This is a genomic window from Pseudomonas sp. UBA5568 (genome assembly GCF_002425525.1).
GTDB lineage: Bacteria > Pseudomonadota > Gammaproteobacteria > Pseudomonadales > Pseudomonadaceae > Aquipseudomonas > Aquipseudomonas fulva.
In genome coordinates, this window is sequence record NZ_DIMK01000048.1 from 64,378 (window position 1) to 76,671 (window position 12,294).

At 61.2% G+C, this 12,294-nt stretch carries 11 protein-coding genes and 1 tRNA gene; 7 read left to right on the forward strand and 5 right to left on the reverse strand.

Annotated features, from left to right (window positions below; all coding sequences use genetic code 11):
* Positions 1–83: 83 nt before the first annotated feature.
* The gene (locus B2S33_RS15200) at positions 84–1,973 is read left to right on the forward strand and encodes a propionyl-CoA synthetase (protein ID WP_027914625.1); all 1,890 of its coding nucleotides are present in this window, start codon (positions 84–86) and stop codon (positions 1,971–1,973) included.
* A gap of 20 nt (positions 1,974–1,993) precedes the next feature.
* Here the strand turns inward: B2S33_RS15200 and zapE are convergent, their stop codons facing one another.
* Positions 1,994–3,082 carry a cell division protein ZapE gene (gene zapE, locus B2S33_RS15205; RefSeq protein ID WP_196110617.1) on the reverse strand — a complete coding sequence of 363 codons (1,089 nt, stop codon included), beginning with the start codon at positions 3,080–3,082 and terminating at the stop codon, positions 1,994–1,996.
* Between the two features lie 120 nt (positions 3,083–3,202).
* Positions 3,203–3,445 (reverse strand): hypothetical protein, encoded by a 243-nt coding sequence (locus tag B2S33_RS15210; RefSeq protein ID WP_027914627.1) that lies wholly within the window; start codon positions 3,443–3,445, stop codon positions 3,203–3,205.
* A gap of 257 nt (positions 3,446–3,702) precedes the next feature.
* Between B2S33_RS15210 and B2S33_RS15215 the strand changes: the two genes are divergently transcribed.
* A tRNA-Gln gene (locus B2S33_RS15215) sits at positions 3,703–3,777 on the forward strand.
* A gap of 156 nt (positions 3,778–3,933) precedes the next feature.
* Here B2S33_RS15215 and B2S33_RS15220 read toward each other — a convergent pair.
* The 3 genes from B2S33_RS15220 to B2S33_RS15230 are packed head-to-tail and all read right to left on the reverse strand — an operon-like array spanning position 3,934 to position 9,055.
* A complete protein-coding gene (locus tag B2S33_RS15220; RefSeq protein ID WP_027914628.1) occupies positions 3,934–6,321 on the reverse strand; it encodes a hybrid sensor histidine kinase/response regulator in 2,388 nt (795 codons plus the stop codon).
* Positions 6,322–6,334: 13 nt separating this feature from the next.
* The gene (locus B2S33_RS15225; protein WP_027914629.1) at positions 6,335–6,793 is read right to left on the reverse strand and encodes a response regulator; all 459 of its coding nucleotides are present in this window, start codon (positions 6,791–6,793) and stop codon (positions 6,335–6,337) included.
* A gap of 15 nt (positions 6,794–6,808) precedes the next feature.
* Positions 6,809–9,055 (reverse strand): ATP-binding protein, encoded by a 2,247-nt coding sequence (locus B2S33_RS15230; protein ID WP_110606820.1) that lies wholly within the window; start codon positions 9,053–9,055, stop codon positions 6,809–6,811.
* 264 nt (positions 9,056–9,319) lie between these two features.
* Here B2S33_RS15230 and B2S33_RS15235 point away from each other — a divergent pair, with 264 nt between their 5' ends.
* Genes B2S33_RS15235 through B2S33_RS15255 form a run of 5 tightly spaced genes read left to right on the forward strand, consistent with a single transcriptional unit; the run spans position 9,320 to position 12,287 of the window.
* A complete protein-coding gene (locus B2S33_RS15235; protein ID WP_033736750.1) occupies positions 9,320–9,847 on the forward strand; it encodes a Csu type fimbrial protein in 528 nt (175 codons plus the stop codon).
* 28 nt (positions 9,848–9,875) lie between these two features.
* Positions 9,876–10,412: a Csu type fimbrial protein gene (locus B2S33_RS15240; protein ID WP_027914632.1), complete on the forward strand. Its 537-nt coding sequence runs from the start codon at positions 9,876–9,878 to the stop codon at positions 10,410–10,412.
* A gap of 18 nt (positions 10,413–10,430) precedes the next feature.
* A complete protein-coding gene (locus tag B2S33_RS15245; protein ID WP_023536078.1) occupies positions 10,431–10,964 on the forward strand; it encodes a Csu type fimbrial protein in 534 nt (177 codons plus the stop codon).
* A gap of 3 nt (positions 10,965–10,967) precedes the next feature.
* Positions 10,968–11,471, forward strand: a complete 504-nt coding sequence (locus tag B2S33_RS15250) for a Csu type fimbrial protein (RefSeq protein ID WP_049696184.1) — start codon at positions 10,968–10,970, stop codon at positions 11,469–11,471.
* A gap of 39 nt (positions 11,472–11,510) precedes the next feature.
* Positions 11,511–12,287: a fimbrial biogenesis chaperone gene (locus B2S33_RS15255; RefSeq protein ID WP_104926065.1), complete on the forward strand. Its 777-nt coding sequence runs from the start codon at positions 11,511–11,513 to the stop codon at positions 12,285–12,287.
* Positions 12,288–12,294 lie beyond the last annotated feature (7 nt).

Consider the following 12,294-nt stretch of genomic DNA (forward strand, 5'->3'; position numbering starts at 1 on the left):
CCATATCGCGCCTGGCGCCTGGGTGCAGGGCATCCATACTCAGCGTTCGCCCTTCAAGAACAACAACATCGGGTCAACTCACCATGAGCTATCAGCACAGTTACGCCCAATCCATTACCGACCCCGCCGCCTTCTGGGCAGAGCAGGCGCGCTCGGTGGCGTGGTACCGCGCACCCACCGTGGTTCTCGAGAACAATGCCGATGGCACTCACCGGTGGTTTCCTGACGCACGATTGAACAGTTGTTACCTGGCTCTGGATCACCAGATCGAGCAGGGTCGGGGAGATCAGTTGGCGCTGATTTACGATTCCCCGGTGACCGGCACCCAGCAGACGCTCTCCTACCTTCAGCTTCGCGAAGAAGTCGCGCGACTGGCCGGCCTGCTGCGCCAGCTTGGGGTACAAAAAGGCGATGGCGTCATCATCTACATGCCGATGGTGCCCCAGGCCGCCATGGCCATGTTGGCTTGCGCGCGCATCGGTGCTGTTCACTCGGTAGTATTCGGCGGGTTTGCGGCCAATGAGCTGGCATTGCGTATCGATGATGCGCGCCCGGTGTTGCTGCTAACCGCTTCCTGTGGGCTGGAGTTCGAGCGCGTCATCGAGTACAAGCCGTTGGTCGATCGCGCTCTGGAACTGGCCCAGCACCGCCCGCGCAACGTGTTGGTCTGGCAACGGCCCCATGCGCAAGCGCCGTTGCAGGCAGGCCGAGACCTGGATTGGGCTCAGGCCGTCGTCGATGCTCAGCCAGTGGCGCCGGTGGAGTTGGATGCGGCAGACCCGCTGTACATCATGTACACCTCAGGAACCACCGGTAAACCCAAAGGCATCGTTCGCGAGAATGGCGGTAATGCCGTTGCGCTGCACTATGCCATGCGCACCGTCTACGGCATGCAGCCAGGCGATGTCTGGTGGGGTATCTCCGACGTGGGCTGGGTGGTGGGGCACTCGTTGATCGTGTATGGGCCGCTGATGTGCGGCTGCACGAGCGTCTTCTACGAAGGCAAGCCCATCCGCACGCCGGATGCTTCTGCCTACTGGCGCGTAGTGGAGCAGTACAAGGTCAATGCGCTGTTCTGTGCGCCCACAGCCATGCGTGCCATCCGCAAGGAGGACCCTGACGCCGAACTGCTGCGCAAGCATGACCTGAGTTCACTGCGCCAGTTGTTCCTGGCAGGCGAAAAACTCGATTCCAGTACCCATCAATGGCTGGAACGGGTAAGCGGCAAGCCGGTGCATGATCACTGGTGGCAGACCGAGACCGGCTGGCCGGTGACTGCGCCCTGCGTGGGGCTCGAGGGGAGCGCGGCAAGAGCAGGGTCGAGCAATCGTGCGGTGCCTGGGTACCACGTGCAGGTGCTGGATGACGAAGGGCATCTGGCCGGCCCCAATCACCAGGGCGCAATCGTCATCGCCCTGCCGTTGCCACCAGGCTGCAGCCAGACGTTGTGGGGCGATCACTCGCGCTATGTCCAGGCCTACTTGAGCACGTACCCTGGCTACTATCACACAGGTGACGGCGGGTATCTCGATGAAGACGGGTTCGTCTACATCATGGGTCGCACGGACGATGTGATCAACGTTTCCGGGCATCGTCTTTCTACAGGTGAGATGGAGGATCTAGTCGCGCGTCATGCTGCTGTCGCCGAGTGTGCAGTGATCGGCGTTCACGATGACATCAAAGGGCAGGTGCCATTGGCATTGGTGGTGCTCAAGGACGGCGCCGGCATCGTTGAATCGCAGCTGCTGGTCGATCTCGTGGCCAGCGTACGCGAGGAGATTGGCGCCTTGGCCTGCTTCAATCAAGTCCGATTGGTCAAGCGTCTGCCCAAGACCCGATCTGGCAAGATTCTTCGCGCGGTGCTGCGCAAGATCGCCGATGGCCAAGCGTACACGCCGCCTTCTACAGTGGACGATCCGGCAGTGCTCCAAGAAATCGAAGCGGTGCTGTCAGGGCTTGCGCGGGCAAGCTGAGAAGGCAAATCCGACCCTGCTCAGCCTTCGGCGCCTGCGGGGCCCATTTGCTGTAGCTGGCCAAGGCGACTGCGGGTGCGCATCAGGTCTGGCAGCGATCCCTCGAGACTTTCCGCCAGCGGGCGCGAGCCAATGAGGGTCAGTTGCCGATCCTGGTCGTAGAGCACGTCCACCACGTTGACGAAACGCTGCTGGGCAGCAAGCGAACACGCCTCCAAACCGTCCAGGCCCTCGATGATCCAGTGCGAGTATTGCCGAGCCAATGCCAGATAATCGATCACGGCTGTGGGCTGCTCGCACAGGTCTTCGAAGGTGAACCTGATCTGGTCGCCTTCAGCGCCCTGCACGCGTAGCAGGCGGTTGTTGACCATGAGGGTATCACCTTGGCCCTTGGGGATGTGCAGGGACTGGCGCTGCGCACCGGTCCCGGGCCAGACATAACGGCCCTGCGTAAAACGTTGCAGCGCCCGGTTGGCCGGCAGGCTTCGAAAATCCGTTTCACCGCCGACTTCCCTGATGACCATGCAACGGTTGATCAGGTCGATCACAGGCTGGAACCGCTGATGGTAAAGCGGATTGGGCAACAGCCCCTCAGGTGCGTAGTTGCTGGTGAGCACCAGCAACGTGCCCCGTGCGAACAGGGCCTCGAACAATCGAGTCAGTAGCATGGCATCACCAATATCATGCACATGAAATTCGTCGAAGCACAGGATGTCGTTTTGTCCGATCAACTCGTCGAGCGTGATGCCAATGGCATTGCCCATCGCTTGGTGGCGGTGCACGCCGTGATGCAGGCGGGCAAAGAAGTCGTGGAAGTGCCAGCGCAGTTTCGATGGGTTGGGCACCCATTGAAAAAAGCTGTCGAGTAACCAGCTTTTACCCCGACCGACCGGGCCATATAGGTACACGCCCGTCGCTTGCCCCGTCCTGTGCCGTTCAACCTGCTGGGACAGGCAGATGATGGCCTGACGTTGGCTCTCGCTAAGCGTGAAGCCGCATCGACGCGCCTTGTCATCGAAGGCGGCAGCCAAATCGTTGCTCGGCGCCACTGCACGATGACGAAGGCGCTTGCCAAGGTGGCGCAGCGGGGCAGGTAACCAGGCGGGCAATGGCTCGTTTCCTTGTAACAGACGGTAGCGAGGATCTTGCACCAGCCTGGGCTGTGTGACCAATCGAGAAAGTGACATCGACTGATCGCTTGCTGCGATAGGTCACAGCCTACGGGCAGCTCATGCTTTGAGTTGCAGCTGACTCTCGATCATGTATTTCACGGCCAACCGGCGCTCCTTGAGGCGACGAAGGTCGTCGTCCTCGAAATTGCCTGCCGAGATGGATTCGGCGGCCAGCACCTGGTTATCGATGTCGACGTATTCGTCGAGCAAACGGTCCAGGTCCTTATCGGTCTGGCGACGTTGCTGAACGATTTCGCGAGGGTAGTGCAGGTCTTGGTACAAATCGTGTGATACGGGCATGGCATCCTCCTTGGGGCATGACAGTGGCGATAACCATTGGAATGAAGGTTTGCGATTGCGTTGACGAGAAGGGGCAGGAATGCGACGAACGGTAGCGCTCAACCGCTGCTGAAGACTAACTCGCTGTTTTTTGGTAATTTTTTTATCAGAGGGCTTCCCAAACCCAAACATTGTTGATAAAGTGCCGCGCATTCCAAGACAACAACGCGTTGTCAGTTACTTGGAATCTTCAGAGCAGCTTCAGCTGCATCCGAAACAGGGGCGTCGCCAAGCGGTAAGGCAGCAGGTTTTGATCCTGCCATGCGTTGGTTCGAATCCAGCCGCCCCTGCCATTTTTCTACATTTCTTTTTCAGTGCATGGGCTACCAGCGCTGAATTCGTCGTTTCTGCGATTCGGGATTTTTTGGCGGGTGGCCTTTGATCGAGAGGCGCATCGTGTCATGCGCCTCCTCTCAAAAGCCGCGCGGGGCGGACCATGGTGCTCTGCGTCAGGTCGCTGTACCCAGCATCTCGTTCAGTGCCCTGGCGAGTTCGTCAGCTTGTACTGGCTTTTGAATGACCAGGCTGTCGGGCAGGTCCAGCCCTTGGAGCTCTGCATAACCCGTCAGGAACACCACGCGCAGCTTGGGGTAGCGCTCTCTCGCCGCCATGGCCAGCTGAGCGCCATTGAACTCAGGCATGGCGAAATCGGTAAGAAGCAAGTCGATATCATCGTCCAGCAGTGCCAGTGCCTGCTCCCCACTGTGTGCCTGGCGAACCTGATACCCATATTGGCGCAGGACATCGCCCAGCATGTCGCGCACCAGATGGTCGTCATCCACCAGCAGCACGTTACGGTTGTAACCGCTTTCGGTGATGGTATGGGTCAATGGCAGCGGTTCCGGTTCGCTCGCGACCTGGTCCTTCACCGCAGGCAAATAGACGGCCACTTCAGTACCGCTGCCCGGTGCGGTATCAATGCGCACACCGCCGCCCGACTGCTTGGCAAACCCGAAGACCTGCGCCAGGCCCAGGCCAGAGCCCTTGCCGATATCCTTGGTGGTGAAGAACGGTTCAAAGACCTTGGCCAGTACCTCTTCGCTCATGCCGCACCCCGTGTCGCGAATGCTCATCATGACGTACTCGCCGGGGTCCGGATCTTCCGGGCGGCGTGGCAAGTCGTCAATGCGCGTGTTGCGCGTGGACAAGGTCAATTGCCCACCCTCCGGCATGGCATCGCGGGCGTTGATCGCAAGGTTCAGGATGATCATCTCGGTCTGGGTCGGGTCTGTAAGCGCCTGCCAGAGCGATTTGTCCAGATCCAGGCGTACGGAGACATTGCCGCCCAGGGTGCGGCGTAGCAGTTCTTCGAGGCCATCAAGCGTGCGGTTCAGGTTCAGCGGCACAGGTTCGAGCCGTTGGCGCCTGGAAAATGCCAGCAACTGCGAGGTCAGCTTGGCTCCGCGTTCACCCGCTTCCCTGATATGGGTAAGCCGGGTTCGTGCCTTCTCGACATCGGCCTTTACCAGGTCGCGCTCCAGAAAGCTCGCCCCGGTCAGGATCACGGTCAGCAAGTTGTTAAAGTCGTGGGCCACGCCCGCGGTAAGCTGGCCCACCGCCTCCAGACGCTGCATCTGTTGCAGGGCGGCCTCGATACGCTCACGCTCGCTGATTTGTTCACGCAGACGGGCGTTGGCTTCAGCCAAGCCCATTGCAGTTTCACGTTCGCTGGTAATGTCCCGCGCGACTACGTAGAGCAGGGTGTCTTCGGGTACCACGACCCATGACAGCCAGCGCTGCTGGCCGCCTGCGTGGAGAATCCGGCCCACGAAACGGGCACTGGTGCGTCCATGGGCCAGCGACGCCAGTTCGGTCAGCAGCAGTTCCTGATCCGGCTCCGGCAACAGGTGCAGCAACGAAGACTGGCTCAGGCGTTCCCGCGAAAGGCCCAGGCTGGCTTCCCAGGCCGGGTTGAGCGCCACCGGTGTCAAGTCGTGGTTGAGCACGGCCAGCAGGTCCTGGGAGAGCTCCCAGGCACGATCGCGCTCACGGGTACGTCGCTCGACACGCTCGCCGAGCATTTCATTGAGTTGGCGCAATGCCTGAGTGGCCACGCGCTGGGTGTGAACATCCTGAAGAACGCCTGAAAAACGTACGCACTTGCCGTCGACGAACTGGCTCTGGCCACTGCTCAGCACCCACCGGGGCTCCTGGCCATCGGGCGGCACGATGCGAAATTCCATGCGATAGTTGCCGCCACTGTCCGGAAGCATGGCCAGGTTGACAGCTTTGCGAACCATCTCGACGTCGTCTGGATAGATGCCAGCGTAGAACACCTCCAGGCTCATCTCGGTGTCCAGCGGCAGGCCAAACAACGCCTTGCAGCGTTCATCCCACGCCAGCAACCCCTCCTGAGGTCTCAAGTCCCAGGTCCCCATGCCCGCAGCGGTGATAGCGATGCGCGCGCGGGCTTCTACCTCAGCCAAGGCCTCCTCGGCACGGCGTCTGCGCTGGCGCTCCTGCACCTCGGTGAGAGCACGGCGCACGGCTTTGGGCAGCAGCGGCAGGTTTTTCTTGAGCACGTAATCGGTGGCGCCCAGGCGGATCATCTCTACCGCATGTTCCTCTCCGTAGATACCGGAGAGGAAAATGAAGGGCACATCAGGGGCCAGGCGCTGGGCGATCGAAAGCACTTCGGTGCCCGATGAGCCCGGCAGTACGCAATCACACAGAATCAGGTCATAGCGCCCTTCGCGAAGGGCATGCTCGACGCCGTTGTGATCGAAGACCAGGTGAGACTGGATGCGCAGCCCGCTACGCTCGAGGCGCATCAGGGTGAGCTCGGCGTCCATCGAGCTGTCTTCGACCATCAGTAGGTTCAGCGGGGTAGACTGCATCGTGGTGCAGGCCTCAGTTGCCGCGACGGTTCAAGCGCAACGAGCCGGGTGGTGGCTCGTTGAGTACTGCCCAAAAGATGCCCAGGTCGGAAATGGCGGCAACGAATTCCTTGAACTCGACGGGTTTGACCACGTAGGCGTTGACGCCCAGTTCGTAAGCGCGCAGCAGGTCGGGTTCTTCGCGGGACGAAGTCAGCATCACGGTCGGAATACTGCGCAGCTCCGGGGAGGCACGCAGCGCCTTGAGTACTTCCAGCCCATCGACTTTCGGCAGCTTGAGGTCGAGCAAGATCACGGCAGGGTTGCCGTCGTCGCGGTCAGCGTAGGCCTCGCGGCGCAACAGGTAATCCAGGGCATCTGCGCCGTCACGCAGCACGATGACTTCGTTGGCCAACTGGCTACGTTCCAGGGCCAGGAGCGTCAGCTCCAGGTCTCGAGGGTTGTCCTCGACCAGCAGGATGGGTTTTAGCATGGTAAGTGCGGTGCCTCAGTGCGTCGCGGATGGGCGCGGTAATGTGAAATGAAAACTGGCGCCTTTGTCGATCTGGCCTTCGGCCCAGACACGGCCATCGTGCCTTTCAATGATGCGGCGAACACTGGCCAGGCCAATGCCCGTGCCTTCGAAATCCTCCATGCGATGCAAACGCTGGAAGACGCCGAACAGCTTGTTGGCATAGGCCATGTCGAAGCCCACGCCATTGTCCCGGACACAGACCTCGGTCTCGGTTGGATGCTGCACGGCTGTGATCTCGATGCGGGCAGGTGTACGTCCACGGGTGTATTTGATGGCATTGGCCACCAGGTTGTTCAATGCCAGGTTGATGAATGCCGGGTCGCCGTAGGCGCGGGGCAGCTGCGCGACGTCCCAGATGATCTCACGCCCGGCATAGTCGGGTGCCAGTTCGGCGCGAATGGCTTCGACCAGCGCGTTGAGGTCCACGTCCGACATCCGCAGGGCAGAGCGACCCATCTGCGAGAAATGTAGCAAATTGTCGACCAGGTTGCCGGCAAAATGAGCAGCCTCGCCGATGTGTTGCAAGAACCGCTTGCCACGTTCACTCAGACCGGCGCCTTCCATTTCGCCGAGCAACTCCGTATAGCCCGCGATGTGGCGCAGGGGCGCACGCAGGTCGTGGGAAACACTGTACGAGAAGGCCTCGAGCTCCTTGTTGGAGCGGCGCAATTCGTTGGCCATCTGCGCCAGCTCTTCAGCCTTGCGCAGCACGATACCCAAGACCGCAGTACGCAACTCCATGACGCCATCGATGACCAGCGGGTCCCACGGTGCGCAATAGCCATGCAGTTGCTCCTGCCAGCGTTCGAAACTATGGCGAGGTGCGAGGTTGCCTAGCGGTGCGACTTCCTTGGTGGGCTGCCCAGCCCATTGGACGCTGCGCACCTGCTCAGGCCGGAACCACAGCAGGTAGTGCGAGTGAATTTTAGAGATGGCCACTGCCAGCACGCCGCCGGCATGCTCGGCCAGTTCGGGCAGCTCGCTGACGTCACGGCGTACATTATCCGTCTGGAATACATCCTCACCTTGGCGGGCCAGCCAATGTACCAGCGCGTTGACCTGCGCCTCTGGCGGGGTGATGCCGACCCGCTCGCAGTACTCGGCTGAAATGATCGCAGCGCCTTGGGCGCCTGCAAAGGCCATGAGTACATCGGGCAAGGCGCGCAGGCCTTCGCTGACACTGTCATGGTCGGCCATGGACGAAATCATCCGCACGATGTACTGGCGAAGTTCCAGTAACTGACGGGTGCTGGCGTGGGCTTCACGGGATTCGATCTGCAACGACAGTACGCTGGCCAGCAGCTCGCAGGCGGTACGCGTGCGCAGAGCCACTGGTCTGGGTTGTGCATGATGGCACGAAATGAGCCCCCACAGCTGGCCATCCACCACGATGGACAAGGACATCGATGCCAGCGTATCCATGTTGCGCATGTATTGCAGGTGCACGGGCGATACGCTACGCAGGCTTGTGAAGCTCATGTCCAGCGGGTTGCCAGTGACTGGGTTGAGCGGCGGTAACAAGGGTGACGACTGATAATTGGCATCTTCGATGACGCGGATGCGGTTGACCCGATAGAGCTCACGCGCCTGACGCGGTATATCCGAGGCAGGGAAGCACAGGCCCAGGAAGCTGGGATAACCCGGGTCGGCAACCTCGGCCAGGACCTCACCGTTGCCGTGGGCGTCGAAGCGATAGGCCTTGACCCGTCCGAAGCCGGTCACACGCTTGAGCTGAACCACGGTCTGCTGCAGCAATTCCTCCAGGCTACCCGCTAGGTGCAGGCTGCTGACGAAGGCGCGCACCAACGGGTAGTAATCACCCTGGGCAGTCAGGTCCTCGGGGACTCTGGGTGGCTCGAGCTCGACGATCAGCACACCGTCATGCCTGTGTGCCAGCAGATGAAGCTCCTCTCGGTAAGGTGCCCTGTCGTGCAAGCGCACATCACCGATATGGAATGGAAAGGCTTCGTCTTTGGGCAGCCGCGCCAGGTGCTGGCGCATGTCGAAGCCAGCCTGGACGATCTCGTCGAAGCTGCAACCGAGCAATGTTTCGGCAGGCCTGCCCAGCCACTGCACGATGTTTTCACTGACCTGCAGGATGTGCAGATGCTCGGGATCGAGCACCAGGACAAACCCGTGAGGCTGGATGCTACCCGGCACTTGAATGGGCTCCTGAGCGCAGCGTTCGATCGCCTGGGCAAGTGTTTGGTCGGTAGTCATCGAAGAAAACGCTCCTGTCGTTTGGGACCTGCATGCCGCATGGGTCTGGGGCAGGATGGTGGCGATACACCCTATCAGAATATCGCTAGGCCTGCCTTGCTTTGGCGGTCAAAACGCATCTCGCATGTAAGCTGCCAAGCACTTTCAGGTATTGCCACAGTCGTTAGTGCTTTTTTGCTAATACCAAAAAACAGGCGTGTCGAACGGTTTGAGGGTAAGCCCGCTGCTAATCTTGAAAACAGTGTGAATGACAGGGACGCTGACGTGAACAAGCACGCGTTTGCCGCGCTCTTGGGCCTGCTGCCGCTGGGCAGTGCTCTGGCGGCAGATTTTCTGGTCGAAGTGAGGGTGTTGGTAGAGCGCGGTTGCATGCTCGTCAACCCTGCCCGGGAGGCGGGTGCACAAGCACTCGGGCGCATCGACTTTGGCGCAGTGTCACGATTGGATGGGCCGCAGGCCCCTCGAAGTGGGACGCTGTTGGGGCCCTCTGTACCCCGCCTGGCGTGTAATCCGGACACGCCTTATCAGGTACGTGTGGACGCCGGCCAGCATGGTGGGAGCGGGGCCGTGCGGTTCCTGGCTATCTCAGGCTCCGGTGCCAGACCCATTCCCTACCGGCTGTACCGGGATGCCGCCGGACGCCAGCCGTTGATGGTCGATGAGCCACAGTCATCGCGGGTCCCTGGCAGCGGCCAGGTCGACCTGCCGTTGTACGCGAGGCTGGACAAGCTGGCCTGGTCCCCTGCGGCAGGGCGGTACACCGATCTGCTCAAAGTGACGGTCACCTGGTAGGTAAACCCATGCACAAGGATGTGAAGCTGTGAACCGATCATCAATGCTGCTGCTGACGCTCGGCCCGTTGCTCATACCGGGCGGCGCGGCGCATGGCACCACCACCGGCTTCATCCAGGCGCAACTGATCATCAGTGCTGCTTGCCAGATCAGTAGTGATGAAACGCAACCTGCGACACTGGCCAACCCTGGATTGATGGATTTCGGTGCCCGCGGCCCCAACTGGGAAGAACCTGTTCGCAGCCGGGTAGATGACGTTGGCACCCAAGGCCGCTTGCAGATCAGTTGTACGCCTGAGGTGCGTGCATTCAAGGTGAGTATCAACGCTGGCATGAACGGCGATGACGGAATACGTCGCCTGAGCAATGGGCGCGAACTGATCCCGTACCAACTGGCTGTCGATCCAGCGGGCCGCAGCCACTACCCGGTCGGCCAGGCTCGGCCCTTTGTCATCAACAGCACTCGGCAAATGCCTATTCCCATTTACGGCGTGCTGGTCGCACAGCCTCGTGCGCTACCCGCTGGCCTTTATCGCGACACCCTCAGAGTGACCCTGGACTGGTAACCCATCAAGGAGATATCGATGCGAACCCACCTCTCACGCTGTATCCTCGCCGGGCTGGGCATGGCGCTGGCGTCCCAGGCGCCGGCAGCCACCGTCACAGGTACCATCAACTCGACACTGACCCTGATTGCGGCTTGTCAGGTCAACGGCAGTTCTGGCACCTCAGGCCTGAATTTCGGCAGCCTCAACTTCGGTACTCAGGATGCCTTGTTCGGTACGGCCAACGCGCAGGTACTCGGCGGCAGCGGCGGGGCACTGAGCGTGCTGTGTTCCGCGGGCACGGTGCCCGCCATTCGGGTACGCGCAGGCGCCCACGATGGCCAGTCCACCGGTGGCACCCGTGCTCTGGCAGACGGCGCCGGCAATTTCGTTCCCTATGACTTCTATACCGATGCGGGGCGCACGCAGTTGCTGGCCATCGACGGCACGATCACATTGCCGACCAGCACCGGGGTAGCGCAAACCGTCAATCTCTATGGGCAAGCGCGTGGCAAGGCCGGGTTGCCTGCGGGTGTCTATACCGACACCGTCGCCGTCGAGCTGACGTTCTGAGACATGCGCGTCTGGCGTACAGGGAGCGTTGCCGGCTGTCTGCTGATGCTGGCTGGCCCGCTGGGTGCAGCCACCACCAGTACCTTTGCGGTGAACGCGCAGGTTGTCGCCGGTTGTCTGGTCACAGGGGGCGCCACGCAGTACGGCACCCTGAACTACGGTACGCAGTCGGCCTTGTCCACGGCCGTGTTGAGTACGGCATTGGGCGGTTCGAGCGTGTCGCTGCAATGCACGCCTGGGGTCGTGTTGAGCATGAGCCTGGATGCTGGCCAGAACGCCAACGCAGGCATGCGAAACCTCAAGCGTACGGGAGGCACGCAGGTAGTGCCCTACCAGTTGTACCAGGATGCTGCATTGGCGCAGGGCATCGGCATTGGGCAGAACGTGAACGTGAGTTATGCCGACCCTGCAGCTGTAAGGTTGCCTGTCTACGGAAGGCTTCAACTACCCGGAACGGTGCCTGCCGGCACCTATACCGACGTAGTCCAGGTGACATTGACCTGGTGACCGGTCGATTCGCCAACATACCGTCCCAGGGAGGGCTACATGAGAGCACGCAGCAAATGGATCCGGGCCTTGTTACTGCTGTGCAGTGTGGGTGGCCAGCCGGCGTTGGCCGCCACGTCCGTACTGATCTGGCCCATCGACCCTGTATTGGAAGCGGGGCAGAAGGCTGGGGCGCTGTGGCTGGAGAATCGCGGCACAGTGGCGGCAAGCCTTCAAGTGCGGGTGTTTGCCTGGCGTCAAGGCCGCTTCGAGGAGCAGTTCAGCGCGCAACGTGAAATCATCGGCAGCCCTCCGGTCGCCACTGTCGCACCCGGTCAGAAGCAACTCATTCGCCTGACCCGCACCGGTGCGGCACCCGCCGGCCAGGAACAGGCCTACCGCATCATCATCGATGAGATTCCGCCAGCAGTGCCAGTGGACAAGGCCGAGGCCGGCACCACGGCCGCGATTCGCCTGCAAATGCGCTACTCGGTGCCGCTATTCGTTTACGGGGAGGGCCTCTGGGGTCGCCCGGACCCGAACGGCGAGCGCAACGAGCAGGGGGTAGGCAAGCCGCAGCTGACTTGGCAGCCGGTCATGGTTCAGGGCAAGCCGTATATCGAGTTGCGAAACACTGGCCCTGTGCATGCACGCTTGACCGATGTGGTGGTGCAGCAAGGCAACCAGGCCAAGCCTGTTGCAGAAGGACTGCTGGGCTATGTATTGCCTGGGGCCAGCATGCGCTGGCCGGCGCCGCTGACCGTGGGTGCCGGGGGGGTACTCAAGGGGCGGGTCAACGGCCAGGGTGAGGCGACCGTCATCAGCCAGGGCCGGTAAGTCACAG